This window comes from Pantoea sp. X-Soil-OKNW-556 (genome assembly GCF_059730695.1).
On record NZ_AP035990.1, the window covers coordinates 1361810 to 1378537 of the forward strand.

At 55.4% G+C, this 16728-nt stretch carries 12 protein-coding genes; 7 read left to right on the top strand and 5 right to left on the bottom strand.

The features are described from left to right. Nucleotides 1-158: 158 nt before the first annotated feature. A complete protein-coding gene (gene pbpG / locus AC6I8T_RS06225; protein ID WP_021182477.1) occupies nucleotides 159-1112 on the top strand; it encodes a D-alanyl-D-alanine endopeptidase in 954 nt (317 codons plus the stop codon). Between the two features lie 176 nt (nucleotides 1113-1288). Further along, nucleotides 1289-3730 carry a DUF3772 domain-containing protein gene (locus tag AC6I8T_RS06230; protein WP_208725058.1) on the top strand — a complete coding sequence of 814 codons (2442 nt, stop codon included), beginning with the start codon at nucleotides 1289-1291 and terminating at the stop codon, nucleotides 3728-3730. 92 nt (nucleotides 3731-3822) lie between these two features. Here the strand turns inward: AC6I8T_RS06230 and dld are convergent, their stop codons facing one another. Beyond that, nucleotides 3823-5532: a D-lactate dehydrogenase gene (gene dld / locus AC6I8T_RS06235; RefSeq protein ID WP_497833598.1), complete on the bottom strand. Its 1710-nt coding sequence runs from the start codon at nucleotides 5530-5532 to the stop codon at nucleotides 3823-3825. 157 nt (nucleotides 5533-5689) lie between these two features. Here dld and bglX point away from each other — a divergent pair, with 157 nt between their 5' ends. Next, the gene (gene bglX, locus AC6I8T_RS06240) at nucleotides 5690-7987 is read left to right on the top strand and encodes a beta-glucosidase BglX (RefSeq protein WP_208725060.1); all 2298 of its coding nucleotides are present in this window, start codon (nucleotides 5690-5692) and stop codon (nucleotides 7985-7987) included. Between the two features lie 141 nt (nucleotides 7988-8128). Beyond that, nucleotides 8129-8995 (top strand): oxygenase MpaB family protein, encoded by an 867-nt coding sequence (locus AC6I8T_RS06245; protein ID WP_208725502.1) that lies wholly within the window; start codon nucleotides 8129-8131, stop codon nucleotides 8993-8995. Between the two features lie 3 nt (nucleotides 8996-8998). On the opposite strand, the gene AC6I8T_RS06250 is transcribed toward AC6I8T_RS06245, so the two are convergent. Further along, nucleotides 8999-9292 carry a hypothetical protein gene (locus tag AC6I8T_RS06250; RefSeq protein ID WP_497833599.1) on the bottom strand — a complete coding sequence of 98 codons (294 nt, stop codon included), beginning with the start codon at nucleotides 9290-9292 and terminating at the stop codon, nucleotides 8999-9001. A 223-nt stretch (nucleotides 9293-9515) separates the two neighbouring features. On the opposite strand from AC6I8T_RS06250, the gene AC6I8T_RS06255 reads away from it, so the two are divergent. From AC6I8T_RS06255 to idi, 3 genes are all read left to right on the top strand, one after another. Next, nucleotides 9516-10628 (top strand): suppressor of fused domain protein, encoded by a 1113-nt coding sequence (locus tag AC6I8T_RS06255; protein WP_208725062.1) that lies wholly within the window; start codon nucleotides 9516-9518, stop codon nucleotides 10626-10628. A gap of 179 nt (nucleotides 10629-10807) precedes the next feature. Then, nucleotides 10808-12703, top strand: coding sequence for a methyl-accepting chemotaxis protein (locus AC6I8T_RS06260; protein WP_497833600.1), 1896 nt, complete (start codon nucleotides 10808-10810; stop codon nucleotides 12701-12703). A gap of 196 nt (nucleotides 12704-12899) precedes the next feature. Next, the gene (gene idi, locus AC6I8T_RS06265) at nucleotides 12900-13433 is read left to right on the top strand and encodes an isopentenyl-diphosphate Delta-isomerase (RefSeq protein ID WP_021182485.1); all 534 of its coding nucleotides are present in this window, start codon (nucleotides 12900-12902) and stop codon (nucleotides 13431-13433) included. Between the two features lie 31 nt (nucleotides 13434-13464). Here the strand turns inward: idi and AC6I8T_RS06270 are convergent, their stop codons facing one another. The 3 genes from AC6I8T_RS06270 to AC6I8T_RS06280 all read right to left on the bottom strand — a co-directional run bounded on the left by AC6I8T_RS06270 (nucleotide 13465) and on the right by AC6I8T_RS06280 (nucleotide 16726). After that, complete coding sequence (locus tag AC6I8T_RS06270) at nucleotides 13465-14544, bottom strand: porin (RefSeq protein WP_497833601.1); 1080 nt, start codon at nucleotides 14542-14544, stop codon at nucleotides 13465-13467. A 99-nt stretch (nucleotides 14545-14643) separates the two neighbouring features. Next, nucleotides 14644-15300, bottom strand: a complete 657-nt coding sequence (locus AC6I8T_RS06275) for a flavin reductase family protein (RefSeq protein WP_208725064.1) — start codon at nucleotides 15298-15300, stop codon at nucleotides 14644-14646. Between the two features lies 1 nt (nucleotide 15301). Continuing rightward, nucleotides 15302-16726, bottom strand: a complete 1425-nt coding sequence (locus AC6I8T_RS06280) for a M24 family metallopeptidase (protein WP_208725065.1) — start codon at nucleotides 16724-16726, stop codon at nucleotides 15302-15304. Between the last annotated feature and the right edge of the window lie 2 nt (nucleotides 16727-16728).

The window sequence follows — 16728 nt, forward strand, 5'->3', positions numbered from 1 at the left end:
GCCTGCCTTGGGTTTTTAACGCCCGGAAACAATCTCTCCAGGATATTTCGTAGAGAACCACGTATCATGCTGTCGCCAGCCCGCATCCCGTCTGGCTTGATGCGCGCGGCCTGTGCGATAGCACAGCACAAAACTCCTTACCGGATTTTTTTGACACGATGTCTGTAAAAATGCGTATTTCTTTACTGTCGCTGGCACTGATGATCGGCGCACCGGCAGTGACTACACCTGTTCAGGCGGCACCTGCTGCTGCACTGTCCAATCTGGCTCCTGTCGCGCAGCCACAAATTGCGTCCGGCAGTGCGATGATTGTCGACCTGGATAATGGCAAAGTGCTGTTCTCCAGCCATCCCGATCGAGTGCGCCCGATCGCCTCGCTCACCAAGCTGATGACGGCGATGGTGGTGCTGGATGCGAAGCTGCCGCTGGATGAAATGCTGTCGGTGGATATCAGCCATACCCCGGAAATGCGCGGCGTGTTCTCCCGCGTGAAGCTCAACAGTGAAATCAGTCGCCGGAATATGTTGCTGCTGGCGCTGATGTCTTCGGAAAACCGCGCGGCTGCCAGCCTGGCCCATCACTATCCGGGCGGTTATGACGCCTTTATTCGCGCCATGAACGCCAAGGCGCGGGCGCTGGGCATGACCCACACCCATTATGTGGAGCCGACCGGGCTGTCGATTCATAACGTCTCCAACGCGGAAGACCTGATCAAGCTGGTGAAAGCCACCCGTCAGTATCCGTTGATTGGTGAGTTAAGCACCACCAAAGAAGACACGGCGGTGTTTAAACATCCGAACTACGCCTTACCGTTCCGTAACACCAACCATCTGGTATACAAAAACGACTGGCGTATCCAGCTGACCAAGACCGGTTACACCGATGAGGCTGGTCACTGCCTGGTGATGCGCACGGTGATTAACAACCGTCCGGTGGCGCTGGTGGTGCTGGATGCGTTCGGTAAATACACCCACTTTGCGGATGCTAACCGTCTGCGTGACTGGCTGGAAACTGGCAAAGCGGCGCCGGTCCCGGCGGCGGCACTGGCGTACAAAAAGCAGAAAGCCTCGCAAACAGCGAGCACCGGCGCTCAGGGACAGAACGTCGAATAATATTGATGTTGCAGATGCGGCCAGCGGGGCGGCATCTGCAAAAAGCCTTATCGTTAGCACCAATGTTTTACACCCTCATTCCTATAGTTTCGCCGTTGCCAAAGGCCTACACTAGCCGCCACTTAGGGTCACTAAGACGCGTCTGTGGACGGTTAATGCGCTGGAATCTCACTCTTATGTTTACGTTTCGAACTCTTTTTGCTCCTTTTTTGCTGATGTTGGCGCTGCTGGCCCCGGCATTCAGCCAGGCGGCAGACAATAATGCCCCGGCTCCGCAGGGCGAAGATGCGGCACCCAAAGTCAATGCATCGGTGGAACTGCCGAAAATGCAGAAGATTCTCGACAAGATTAAAAGTCAGGTGTCGGGAGAAAATAATGAAAGCAAGCTGAGCCAGCTGAATGAAATGGCGCTGGAACTGTCGGGCAATGCCGATACCCTCGGCCAGGCATTAGTGCCGCAGCGTCAGCAGCTGGATGCACAGTTGGCAGTGCTCGGACCGGCACCTAAACCTGACAGCGGCATGACCGAAACGCTGGAAGTGGCGCGCAAGCGTAGCTCGCTGGAGAACCAGAAAACCAAGCTGGACGATCAAATCAAGCAAGCCGAAGGGATTAAAAACGGCGCGCTGACGCTGTCGTCGCAAATCGTCAACCTGCGTCGCGATCAGTTGAAAAGCCAGTTGGCGCTGAATGCCGGCAGTATCCTTGGCCCACGCTTCTGGGCACCGCTGGCCAGCACCCAGGATCTCGATGGCGAGAAGATCAGTGACTTCCTGAGTGAATTGCAGGACACCGCCGCGCTGTCATGGGAACCGGGCTGGCGCTTTGGCACCATTGGCTGGTTGATCGCCGCGATGCTGGTGATGACGCTGGGCCGCCGCTACGGTGAGGAGTTTCTCGCCTGGGTCAGCATTCACAAAATGCCGGAAGGACGACTGCGCCGCAGCTTCCTCGCTTCGGCGATTGCCCTCACCACCCTCGCAGCCGTGGTCCTGACCTTCAATTTCTTTGCGCTGGCCTTTGCCCGCCGCGATGAGGTGTCGTCCGATGTGCAGGACTTTATCCTGCGCCTGGTGCAACTTAGCGTTTACTGCGGCCTGATTGCGGGCCTGGGACGCGCGTTCCTCTCCACCCGTCGCCCGAGCTGGCGTCTGCCGGCCATTTCCAATGAAGTGGCGCTGGCGTTGAAGCCTTTTCCGCCGATCACCGCCGCGCTGGTGTTTATCTTCCAGACGGTGGAGTCCTTTAACTACAGCGTCGGCACCAGCCTGAATACCACCATTATGGCGAACGGCCTGACGGCACTTCTGATTGGTAGCACCGGGTTGGCGATCAGCATGCGTACCAACCGGGTGCGTCGCCGAATGGCGCAGAAGGGCAATCCACCGGAAGCGCGTTCAACGTTGGTCGGTCTGATCCAAATGGGCCTGACGCTGACGGCGCTTGCCATCCTGATTTCGTTGGTGATCGGTTACATCTCGCTGGCGCGCTTCCTCAGTTATGAAGTGATTTGGTGTGGCATTCTGTTCGGTTCGTTCTATTTCCTCAGCCAGCTGGTGACGGACGGTTGTGAAAGCCTGTTCTCAATACAAACCCGCAGCGGGAGACGCATCCAGAGTTCACTGAATATTGATGAGCGCCACCTGCAACAGGCTGCCACGTTGTTAGGTGCGCTGGGCAAAACCTTGTTGATCGGTATCGTTGCCCTGGCGCTGCTGAACGGCACTTTTGCCTCGACCACACCGATTGGCCTGATCCAGAAGGTGATTGAATTCTGGGGCGGCAAAGGGCTGGAGTCGCTGAATATTGTTCCGGCGCATATGGTCAACGCCATTATCTGCCTGGTGGTGGGGATTTATGTGCTGCGCTCGGTGCGCCGCTGGCTGGATAAAGAGTTCCTGCCGAAAACCACCATGGACGCGGGGATGCGCGTGTCGCTGGTGACGCTGTTCAGCAACATTGGTTACGTGCTGATTATCCTGCTGACGCTGTCGATCATGGGCTTGCAGTGGAACAAACTGGCGTGGATCGTCAGCGCCCTGTCGGTTGGTATCGGTTTTGGTTTACAGGAGATCGTAAAGAACTTTATCTCCGGTCTGATCCTGCTCACCGAGCGCCCGGTTAAAGTTGGCGATCTGGTGAGCATCAGCGGCATCGAAGGGGATATCCGCCGTATCAACGTGCGCGCCACGGAGATCCAGCTCAGCGATAAATCCACCGTAATTGTGCCGAACTCGCAGCTAATCTCGCAGAACGTGCGAAACGCGACCATGGGCAATGCGCAAGGGGTGGTGACGATTTTGCTGACCTTCCCACTTAATATCGATCCGGTACGCGTGCGCGAGATCCTGCTGGAAGTGTATGAGGAGAACGAACGTATCCTCGAAATGCCTGCGCCGTCCGTCTCATTCAAGGATCTGACACCGGCTGGCATTGTTCTCAGCGTGACCGGCAACGTTGCCAGCCAGCGCCAGATTTCAAGCGCCAAAAGCGATTTGCTGTTTGATATCCTGACGCGGTTGCGTAAAGAAGGCATCGTGTTGTCGACGCCGCAGACCATGATTATCGAACGTCGCGCCCAGCAGGGGCTGACGGACGACAGCCAGCAATTACCATAAAGATCGCACTAACGTAGCGGCGCGATTAATCGCGCAATGTTTTTGGCGCGGGAATTAAAAAACCACGCGATAAATCGCGCCGCTACGTATCATTAAACCTTCACCGCCCATCCTTTCTGCTTACTGGTTTTGCCAATTCCCGGATTAAAACTGTTGGTGGGATCTAACCGACGATAAAACGCCTGAAGTTGCGGCTTCGCGGCGTACAAATGGCCAACATTGTGCTCTGCCGGGTACTCCGCGCCACGTTGGCTAAGAATCGCCAGCATCTTCTCTTTCAGCGCATGGACATCCACCCCTTTCTTCACGATGTAGTCCTGATGGAATACATGGCAGAAAAAGTGACCGTAGTAGAGCCGATGGCTCAGATCCTGGTCGAATTCCGGCGGTAGCCGTTCAAACCAGTCGTTGTCGTTGCGGCGCAGCGCGATATCCAGCGCCAGAATATCCTCGACTTCATCAGCATGAATGGCGTGATAACGCACGGCGGCCCCGGCAGCCGCAAATCGGTGCAAAAACGCGTGAGCACCCTCTTTGGCGTCACAGGCAAAAAACTCACCGCCACCTTCGCGGAAAAAGGCGTGCAGATACTCCTGCGCTTCCGCCACACCGTCACCGGACATTTTCAGCATCAGATGATGTTCATATTTGTCGCGGTACTGCTTCAGGCGTTTCGGCAGATGGGCCGGGAACCATCCGCTCAGCCGCTGCAACAGGCGATCGGTTAAATGTGGTTTGACCCATTTGCGCTTCGCCAGCCAGGCATCGAACCTACCCTTAAGAGTGAAAAACAACGGCATTTTGTCGGTGCCCAGCCGGTCGATCATCAGGAAGGTATCTTTGCCATACACCTCAGCGATATCAAAAATAGCACGATGCATATACTCACCCGCCACCGGTAAGTGGGTAAAGTTCGCCAGAATATGTCGGCGGATCTCAGCCAATTCCGCCGGATCGTTGCTGCCGATATAAAACACCTGCTGCTGCGGTTCACTGACAAAGGTATCCAGGCGCACGGCAAACACCGCCAGCTTACCGGCACAACCGGAGGCTTCGAACAGGCGGCGGGCATCGGCATTGAAACGCGCCGGGGTCGCGGCGTGGATATCGCGTACACGCTCGGCGTATTCATGATCTGAGGCATGACGATCATCCCAGATCACATCGCTTTGTTGCCAGCGATCATCATCCAGTCGTCCCAGTATCTCTTCCGGCGAATGGCCCAGTTCGATACCAAGGTGGTTGACCAGCCGCAGCTTGCCATCCGCATCAATTTGCGCGTAGAGCGCCATCTCGCTATAGGCCGGGCCGCGCTTAATCAGCGACCCGCCGGAGTTGTTGCAAATACCGCCCATCACCGATGCGCCAATACAGGACGAACCGATCACCGAATGGGGTTCACGTCCCAACGGTTTGAGGGCTTTTTCTAACTGGTAAAGCGTGCTGCCCGGGAACGCCAGAATCTGTTTACCGCCATCAATCAGTTGCAGTTTATCCAGCCGTAGCGTGCTGATGATCACCACCGGGCGATCATAATCATTCCCCTGTGGGGTGGAGCCTTCCGTCAGCCCGGTGTTGGCAGCCTGCATCAGAATGATGGCATCGGCCGTGACCAGCGCCTGCAACACGCGCCACAATTCGAGCAGCGAGCCGGGAAACACCACCGCCAGCGCTTCGCCTTCACCGGAGCGAAAGCCTTTACGATAACGGGCGGTGTGTTCGGCATCCGTCAGCAGTTGCGCAGGACCGACGAGGCGGCGCAGTTCACCCAACAGGGCAGAGTCAGAGGAGGCGTTTTTCATTGGCTTATCCTTGTCATAAACGGTAGCGAAACAACTGTAGCACGCGTTGCACGAAGCGGCTGCGATGTGACATCGTCGGCTACCTGCTATCCTCAACTTATGGCACACTTTGCCGGTTATTTTTATATTGTGCAGTCACTTAAGAGAACCCGACCTGATGAAATGGATTTGCTCTGTAAGCCTCGCTGTATCCCTTGCCATGCAACCCGCGCTGGCGGATGAGATGTTTGGCAACCATCCGATGACCGAACAAGCGCGTGATGCCTTTGTAAACCAACTGCTTAGCAAGATGACGCTGGATGAGAAAATTGGTCAGCTGCGTCTGATCAGCGTCGGGCCGGATAACCCAAAGGAAGCCATCCGTGACATGATTCAACACGGACAGGTTGGGGCAATTTTTAATACCGTGACGCGCCCGGACATTCGCGCCATGCAGGATCAGGTGATGCAACTTAGCCGCCTGAAAATTCCTTTGTTCTTTGCTTATGACGTGGTGCACGGCCAGCGCACCGTGTTTCCGATCCCACTCGGCATGGCGGCCAGTTGGGATCTGGACGCGGTCGCCGAAGTGGGGCGCGTTTCCGCTTATGAAGCGGCAGACGACGGTTTGAACATGACCTGGGCGCCGATGGTGGACGTCAGCCGCGAACCGCGCTGGGGACGTGTGTCGGAAGGCTTTGGTGAAGATACCTTCCTCACCTCACAAATGGGCAGCACCCTGGTGAAAGCGATGCAGGGCAAAAGTCCGGCGGATCGTTACTCCATCATGACCAGCGTGAAGCATTTTGCGTTGTACGGTGCGGTGGAAGGGGGACGTGATTACAACACCGTCGATATGAGCCCACAGCGAATGTTCCAGGATTATATGCCGCCGTACAAAGCCTCGCTGGATGCTGGCAGCGGTGGCGTGATGGTGGCGCTCAACTCGATAAACGGCACACCGGCCACCGCCGATAGCTGGCTGTTGAAAGATCTGTTGCGTGATGAGTGGAAATTCAAAGGCATCACCATCAGCGATCATGGTGCGATTAAAGAGCTGATGAAACACGGGGTCGCCAGCGATCCCCGCGATGCGGTGCGTATTGCGCTGAAATCCGGCATCGATATGAGTATGAGCGACGAGTACTACAGCAAATACCTGCCGGGGCTGGTGAAAAGCGGTGCGGTGAGCATGGCGGAAATTGATGATGCTGCGCGCCATGTGTTGAACGTCAAATATGATATGGGGCTGTTTAACGATCCTTACAGTCATCTGGGGCCAAAAGGCAGCGATCCGCAGGACACCAACGCGGAGAGCCGTCTGCATCGTGCCGAAGCGCGTGATGTGGCGCGTAAGAGCATCGTGCTGCTGAAAAACTGGCGCGAAACCTTACCGCTGAAAAAGAACGCCACCGTGGCGCTGGTTGGCCCTCTGGCCGATAGCCAACGCGACATTATGGGCAGTTGGTCAGCCGCCGGGGTGGCGAAGCAGTCCATCACCCTGTATCAGGGGATGCGCGCGGCGATGGCCGGTAAGGGCACGCTGCTGTACACCAAAGGCGCGAATATCACCGATAACCAAGGCATCCAGAAATTCCTCAATTTGTATGAACAGGCAGTCACTGTTGATGCACGTTCACCGCAGCAGATGATTGATGAAGCCGTTGCCAATGCGAAGAAAGCCGATGTCATCGTGGCGGCGGTGGGCGAAGCGCAGGGAATGGCGCATGAGGCCTCCAGTCGCAGCGAACTGACCATCCCGGAAAGCCAACAGAAGTTGCTGACGGCGCTGAAAGCCACCGGCAAACCGTTGGTGATTGTGCTGATGAATGGTCGCCCACTGAATGTGGTGCATGAAGATCAGATCGCAGATGCGATGCTGGAAACCTGGTTCAGCGGTACCGAAGGTGGTAACGCTATCGCTGATGTGCTGTTTGGCGACTACAACCCGTCAGGCAAGCTGCCGGTATCCTTCCCACGTTCGGTAGGGCAGATCCCGATTTACTACAACCATTTGCCAACCGGTCGTCCGTACAACTTCGAGAAGCCGAACAAGTACACGTCGCACTACTACGATGCCATCAACGGACCGCTTTATCCGTTTGGTTATGGTCAGAGCTACACCACCTTTAGCGTTTCGCCGGTGAAGATGTCAGCGAAATTTATGCCCCGTAATGGCACGGTGGCAGCCAGCGTCAAGGTCACCAACACCGGCAAGCGCGATGGCGCAACGGTGGTGCAGATGTACCTGAACGATCCGGTTGCCAGCATCAGCCGTCCGGTGCAGGAGCTGCGCGGCTTTAAGCGCATCATGCTGAAAGCGGGCGAGTCCCAGACGGTGAACTTTGAGATTGACGTCGATGCGCTCAAATTCTGGAATCAGAAAATGCAGCATGTGGCCGAGCCGGGTAAGATCAATGTGATGATTGGGCTGGATTCGGTGCGCACTCAGGACGCATCATTTGATTATCTCTAAACCCAACGCAGCGGCGCGATTTATCGTGCAAACGTAGCAATGGCAGCAGATGCCAAATGGCATGATATAACGTGCCGCTACAATTCACAGAAATGTTAGCAACCCGGTCAGCCTTGAGGTTGACCGGGCAATTACCCGAAAATCATGAACATCCGCAAACGCATCGAACAACAAGTCTTCCGCCTGAATGGCCTGTCACTCAATGAATTCGACATCTCGCAACCCCCTGGCGATCCTGGGCTGTTTGGCCCCGACAGCGTCATCTGGCGTGTACATGGCGATTTCGCCGCCATGATGTGTGGCGGTATCAGCGCCTTGTTGTTGCAGATGCTGCATCCGGCGGCGCTGGCGGGCGTATGGGATCACTCCAACTTCCGCGATGACATGCTGGGACGGCTACGGCGTACCAGCCAATTTATCGCGGTCACCACCTTCGGCAATCAGCAGGATGCACACACCTTGATCGAGCGGGTTAAACGCATCCATCTGCGTGTCACCGGCGTCGACAATGCGGGGCAACCCTATGCGGCCAGCGATCCGCATCTGCTGACCTGGGTGCATGTGGCGGAAACCAGCCGTTTTCTCGCGGCGCATCTGCGCTATAAAAATCCTCACCTGAGCCTGATGGAAAGGGATCGCTACTATCAGGAAGCGGCGCTGATCGCGGAATCGCTAGGGGCAGAGCAGGTGCCGAAAAGCGTTGCGGCGGTGGAAAACTATTTGCAGGCAATACGTCCACAGCTGGTTTGCGATGCACGTACCCGGGAGGTCACGCAGCTGTTGATGAACGCCCCGGCTCCCAGCTGGCAGGCGAAACCGGTGATGCATATCATGATGAAAGCAGGGATTGGCTTGTTGCCAGACTGGGCGCAACAACTGGCAGCCTTGCCCATCAATCCGTTGCAGCAACGGTTGGTGGATGGGCAAATACATCTGATTGCTGGTTTGTTGCGCTGGTCAATTCAGCGTGGTGCTTATGCCCGGGCGATGAAACGCATGGGCCGATAAGGGTTACAGGTGTAACTCGTCCCTGGCCTTGGTGTAGGTGCGCGGTGTTTTGGCTTCCCGACGCAGCGTCAGCTGCCGTAACTGGTAATGGTGGATCAGCATGCCAAGCCCAAGCCCCATCAGCGCCAAAGGTAACAGGCAGTAATAAATATCAACCGGTAACAGAATCAGCAGGGCGATGCCCGCCACCAGCAACGTCAGTGCCGACATCACCCAGCTGTAGCGAATAAACAGCCACACCAGCAGGGTGAAAATCACCACATCTCGCAGGTTAAAATCCACATTTTGCAGCACCATTGCGTCAACTCCTTCGATGCGAATGGCGCGACAATAGCATGCGCAACGGCAAAAGAATCGCGAATTTATTTGAAGCTTGCCGACGCATACGGCATGAAACTTCAGTAATCCTCATCTTTCTCCTGCGCACTTTGAGAGTTTTACCCTTGTGCCACATGGCACGAGTGTCGATCCTGCTCTATTCTCGGGGAAAATGGATCCCTCCAGGCATTGTCGAGGCGTTATGACACACCAACCTCTGATTGCTGAGGTGCCGAATCAGCAAAATACACTTACGGCCATCGTCGAGCAGGACGCGCGCACGGCCTATTTTTATATCTGGCCAAACGACCTGTTCCGCAGCCAGTATGCGGTACGCGGTTGCTGGTTACGCAACCTGCTGCCCGCACCGGCGCGTGAAGACAGCGATGCACTGGAGCAGGGTATCGCGCCGCTGCTCAGTGCCGAATTTTGCCGCACGCTGGAAGCGGAACCGCCGCTCGATCCGGCCGGGTTACAGATACTCTGGGAGCCGAGCGATGATGGTGCGGCGTTGTGGTACTACGGTCAGTTGCTGGCGGTGATCCCTGGCTGGAGCCTGTACCAGGACAAACAGGTGAGCTTCTCGGCCGGGTGTATCAAAAAGAATCGCCTGACGGCACCGCTCGGATCGGCCTCAACCAATGACTATTACGCGCGTGCCGAACAGCAACGCCATTTCTGGCGTGACTGGCATGACGGACATTTATGGGAAGTGGTGCAGCGTGAGTTGATGCAGTGCTACCAGGCGCAGTTCGGTGAATCGGTGAAGTATTACGCCATCGACCAGGGCAACTGGCCGCCGATGGCAATTTCGCAGCACTGGCATCAGGGCGTGTGGTACTTCCTCACCCTCGGCATGGGGATCCGACCGATGCCGCAGGTCGATTATCTGTTTGATGAGCTGGCCCCGCAGTATCGCCGCATCGAACTGGCGATGGCAGTGGATGGCGAAGTGATGAACGAAGCCAATGCAGTGCAGATGGCCAGCGCACTGGCGGAGTTTGCCCATCTGCCGTGGGCGCGCCTTACCTGGCTGGGTGAGGGGCATACGCTGGCGTCAGAAGTGGCACCGGTGGGGTTTGAAAGTTTCCTGCTGGCGAATGGCCTGGCCCCGGAAGCGGCGCAGTTCCGGCTGCCAAAGCGTGGGGGCGACCGGGTGAATTTGCTGTGGTCAACGCCAATCACCGAGGCGGAACGCCAGTTTGCGCAGGCCGATGAACGCGGTGGACAGCAGTTGTTGCAGCGTCTGCTGGCTGATGGCAACAACCATATTTTTCGTCCAAGGCAAGAAGTGGTGGAGCCTCCGGTTGCCTGAATCGTAGCGGCGCGATTTATCGCGCAGGTTTTGCTATACGCGCCAAACACATCGCGCCGCTACATCATCACCTTCATCAATTATTTTATTGCTTTGTGATCGTGCGCACCTCAAGTTCCTTCTTAACACGCCGTTAACCCGGATCAGGCATCTCGCCACTCCAGGGTAAGGGCACTCTCATGTTAAAAACCACACAATCCCGTTTCACCGCGACCCTCATCGCATTTTTCGCCGTGCTGATGCTGGTCACCGTGCTGGTGATCAATCAGTTTATTGCACCCCAACTCAGCAACAATGAGAGCCGCCTGGTGCGTTACGAAGTCGATGGCCTGGCCGGACGTATCGTCGAACAGATGAACCGCGTTCAGGCGCAGCAGCGTGCTATTACCGAAGCTGCCGGGGTAATGGATAGCGCCAGCATCGATACCTTGCTGCCTGCGCTGGTTAACCAATATCAGGACAGCAACGTATTCGGCGGCGGTATCTGGCCCCTGCCGAACCGTCGCGATCCGGCTAAAGAGAAAGACAGTTCATTCTTTGCGCGCAACGCCAGCAACCAGTTACAGGTGAATACTTACTGGAACTCTGACGCTGCCGACAAATACTGGGAGCAACCCTGGTACAAAGACGGTATGGCGGCCGCGAAAGGCCAGTGCGCCTGGGCGAAGGCCTATCAGGATGCGGCCAGCCCGCAACCGCGTACCAACTGCGCGATGGCGATTTACCGTAATGGTACCGCCTGGGGCGTGGCGACCATCGACGTGACCCTGGGATTCTTCAACCAACTGGCGAAACAGATGGGAGAGGCGATTCATGGTCGCGTCTTGATCGTCGAAGCCGATGGCAAAGTGGTCGGTAACGCCGCGCTGGTTGATGCTGCGGCGAAACTGGAAAACCTGTCCGATACCCAACTGCCGCTGGCTCCAACGCTGAAAACGTTGCTGGCGCAGGCGGGCAGTCAGCCGACACAGGCGAGCTATGATACGGAAGATGGCGAGCATACGCTGTTCCTGCAAGCCATTCCCGGCAGTCCGTGGTATCTCGCCAGCGACGTGCCCTCCAGCCTGTTGGATGCGCAAACCCATAGCATGCTGACCCGATTGGGCCTGGTGCAGATCCCGCTGGCGGTGATCCTACTGCTGGTCTTGCTCGGCTTTGTGCGTGCCATGATGAAGCGCTTAAGCCAGCTCAACCGTAACATTGAAGCGTTATCAACCGGCGGTGCGGATTTGACCCAGCGTCTGCCTGCCAGCAACAGCCCGGAATTTAACGCCGTGGCGCAGAGCTTCAACCAGTTTATTGCTTACCTTCAGGGGCTGATGCGTCAGGTGGGTGACAGCGCGCTGGCGATTACCGCTGCCTCGCGGGAGATCGCCAGCGGCAACGCTGATCTGTCGGCGCGTACCGAATCACAGGCCAGCTCGATTGTTGAAACGGCGGCTTCTATGGAGCAACTGACCGGTACGGTGCGTCAGAACGCGGATAACGCCACTCATGCCAATCAACTGGCTGATGGCGCTTCGCAGGTGGCGGCGCGTGGCACCGAGGTGGTGCGTCAGGTGGTCAGCACTATGGGCGAAATCCATCATTCATCGCGCAAAGTGGTGGATATCATCAGCGTCATCGACAGCATTGCTTTCCAGACCAATATCCTGGCCTTGAACGCGGCGGTAGAAGCCGCGCGCGCGGGCGAGCAGGGGCGCGGTTTTGCGGTGGTGGCGTCGGAAGTGCGTAACCTCGCCCAGCGCTCGGCCAACTCGGCGCGAGAGATCAAGAAGCTGATTGAGGAGTCGGTCACCAATATTGATGCTGGCAGCCAGTTGGTGGAGCAAGCCGGACAAACTATGGATGAATTGATGCACGGCGTCAGCAGCGTCACCACGCTGATGGGGGAGATTATGTCTGCCAGCCGTGAGCAAAGCCTCGGCATCGATCAGGTGAACGTGGCTATCACCCAGCTTGACGGCAGCACCCAACAGAATGCCGCGCTGGTGGAACAGGTTTCTGCTGCCGCGCGCGCGATGGAGGAGCAGAGCGTTCAGCTGGAGTTAGTGGTGCAAAGCTTTAAACTTTAAGCGCTTTTCCACGGTGGTGCCGGGTGCGCCACCGTTTCTCCTTTCTTATTAACTATTCCCCGTTTTTTATGCTGCTTCAAAATCCAGCTGCTAAAATTAATTTTCCGTTACGCAAACGCACGGAATGTACGCAATTTTTCCGGCCCCCGGCGCGGTGATTGTGTACAATGGTTGAGATTTTTCTGAAGGAGTTGTCATGTCCGCCATAGAAGTTATCCTCGTCGACCACCTCGATCGTCCCACTGGCAAGATGGAAAAGCTGGAAGTTCATGAAAAGGGATTACTGCACCGTGCGGTAACGGTTTACGTGTTTAACTCGCGGCATGAACTGCTGCTGCAACGTCGTGCCAGTGGTAAATACCACTGCGGCGGTTTGTGGAGTAACACCTGTTGTGGTCATCCTTATCCGCAGGAATCCACCCAGGCTGCCGCTGAACGTCGCCTGCGTGAAGAGATGGGGCTGTCGCTGACGCTGACGCCGGTATTCGAGCTGAGCTACAACCTGCCGCTCAGCAATGGCCTGACGGAACATGAATACGGTCATGTGTTTTTTGCCATCAGCGATGAACAACCGGAACTGAACCCGGAAGAGGCCGATGCCTGGTGCTATCGGTCGGTGGCGCAGATTCAGCAGGAGATTGCGCAGCACCCGGAACAGTTCACGCCGTGGTTTCTGTTCACCTTTGCCCGCATTCCTGCCACGTTGGATGCGTTTCAGCTCACCGTGTAAAAAAACGCCTCATTGCTGAGGCGTTGTCATATCAGAATTGATAAACCAGACCCAGCGCCATCACATCGTCAGTCGCCAGTCCGAGTGGGTTATTATCTTTAAGCATATTAATACGGTACTCAGCGAATAAAGACATATTGACGTTGAAATAATAATAATCACCAATGGCTGTGTACTTAATAATATCGGCGTCACCGATGTTTTCAATATCTTTCCCTTTCGAAGAGATGTAAGCAATTGAAGGGCGGAATCCACTCAGGAATTGATATTGTGCAACGGCTTCAAAATTTTGTGCTTTATTCGCAAATCCCCCGCTGATCGGGGTGGCATTCAGCGTTTCATCATACGCGGCCGCGAGGTAAATCTGATTCGCATCATATTTTACCGAAGCGGCCCAATGTTGGGCTTTATCACCATGACCACGGCTTAAGTTATTTTGCGCATCTGTACGGTCAAGGCTGGCAAAAGCACCCACAAAGCTTAGGCCAAAATCGAAAGCATAAGAGGCGGAAAGTGCAAATCCATCACCATTAGCGCGGATAATTTGATCGGTACTGCCAGTTCGGTCATTTTTACCTTCGTATTGTGCGGCCACGTTCAGACCGTCCACCAGACCAAAGAAACCTGTGTTACGCCAGGTGAGCAAGCCGGTCGAGCGGCCCACGAGGAAGACATCATTGTAATCAGAGTCGCTACCGAAGAAAGGCAGCATATCGGTGTTGCTCATCACGTCATAAACCAAACCGAAATTGCGGCCATAATCGATAGAACCCAATTCACCATATTTCAAACCGGCGTAGCCAAGGCGAGTAGCATTACCATTTTGAGCATCGCTACCGCCTTCAGAATTATGCAGGCTGAATTGATATGACCAGCTGCCATAACCCGTCAATTTATCCGAAATTTTTGTCTCCCCGGTAAAACCGCCCTGAAGATTTGACGACGCATCACCATCATTATTACTGTCATCAGAAAACATATGGGAAACTTTTATTTTGCCATTCAGGTCCAGTTTGTTGCCGTCTTTATTATATATTTCCGCAGCCTGAACCGGGCATAAGGCAGCCAGTAGCGGCAGCATAGCTGCCGCTAAAAGTGAGCGTTTCATCATTACGTTTTTACCCTGTCTGAATTAATTATTTATTACCCCTCGTTGGGGGGATATATGGTGAAAAAAGATAAAAATCAGGAATGGTGTTTTAGTTTGCGTTTATTTAATCGTCTGGCGTTCCTCCCATTGCTCTTTAGTGAGCGTTTTAATATCGAATTGATCGCGTGTGCGGCAATAGGTATTTCCCCCCATACGCCCCACCGCATCCATCAGTTGTTGGTCTATGTGCAGATTTTCCGGGTTGACCGCATCACTGCGCACATATACCCCGACCACCTCACCCAGAATGATTTCTCTCGCCGGGCCAACCTGTAAGGTGGTATGACGGCGGCACTCCAGTGCCGCAGGGGCAGCGAGAATGCGCGGGCTGTGCACGTATTGGCCCGGCACGGTTTCCAGACCGGCCTCCTCCAGTTCATTGACCTCGGGACCAAATTTAATGGCACAGATCTCCATCTGATCCACCAGGGCATCATCGACGATATGCACCGTAAACTCGCCCGTTTCACGGATATTGCGTGCGGTGTCTTTGAAACGCATATCGGCATAGTTCTCCACACCGATAGCGACAATCGCCGGGTCGTGAGTCAGTACATTGAAAAAGCTGAACGGGCCGGCATTGGGAACACCGTCGCGGCTGACCGTGGTCACCAGGGCAACCGGGCGCGGAATTACCGTGCCAATCAAAATCTTGTAACGCTCACGTTCGGTTAATGACGCAAAGTCAAAAAAAGTATGTGATGTTGGCTGGCTCATCTCAGGCTCCGCTGTCAATACGATGTGTTTCAAGGGGGGTGTGATGGCTAAGATTTTCAAAACCGTCTTTGGTGACAACATAACAATCGCCAATGTTGCAGCCTGCCGCCAGCGGTTCCAGCCATTGGCTATGGAGCACAAATACCATCCCTTCTTCCAGGCGATCGTAGTTATGAGAGGAGATGTTGAAGCTGTTTTGCGCGCCAGCCATACCGATGGAGTGACCCAGATTGGGATTGTGTGGTCCATAGGTGGCAGGGTAGACATGCATCAGCTTGCGCCCCTGGGCTTCCCAGTCGATATCGCGAACATACTGTTGGGGGATCAGACGTGCGCCACCGTCAGGCATGGGTGACCAGTTGTAGGGCATGGTGCGAGCTTCGGCTGACGTCAGCATGCCCTGTTCGATCATCGGTTCGAAGGCAGCGTTGTTGATATCCCGCATCAGTGCGCCGGGCTTAATTAAACGCTCCGCACGTTTCACACCGTCGGTACAGGCTGTCAGCACCTTCTCCTGGTGCGGAGTGATATCACCCACGGCAATCATGCGCGCGGTCTGCGCGGTGTAACCCCGCCAGGTGACATTGGAAATGTACAAATTGATCAGATCACCGGCACGCACCACATGACCATAAGGCTTACCGCAGTGGGTACCAAATTCGTTGATACCAATCTGGTAGCCATCCCCGGTCTCACCACCAAACGCCATCTGTGCTGCCGTAAACGCCGCGAAGATCTCATGGTCAGTGACACCCGGTTTTGTCACATGATATGCCGCCTGCGTGCCAATACTGATCAACTGTGCTGCGGCCCGGAACATCTCAATTTCACGGGGTGAACGGACTTTCTGCATGCGGTCCAGAATTGGGTTGTCGGCAATAAATTTATTGCGCGGCATCAGCGACGCCAGGGCCGCCCAGAAAGTGAGGGAGGTACGATCGCCGATACTGCCAATTTGCGCGTTCACTAACCCTAACCGTGTGAGGATCTCCGCACATTTCTCGGCCGTTTTGATTACCGAGTCACCGGGACGATCTGCATATTCACGACCAATCGGACCAATCTGCCAGATTTCATCCACCAGCAACGGCTCACCACCCGGTGGCAACAATACCGACTGGGTAAAAAAGGAGAGTAGCGTCAGCGGTTTATCACTATCAGTCGGGATAATGAGCACACCTTCTCGCATCCAGTCACAGATATAACGCAGATACGCATTTGAGGCGTGGAACCAGCCCACGCTCCCGGCGTGGACGATCAGCGCATCGTGTCCGGCTTCAACAGCCTGGCGGCGAATTTTGCGCAGACGTTCGGCAAACTCCTCCTCCGGCAATGGTAACGGGGCTGAAAACGTAAAATCTGGCTGGAAATCGGCAAGCAGAGAGCCAATGCGATAGCCAGCGGGCTGAGTCGCATGAGTGTTCATAG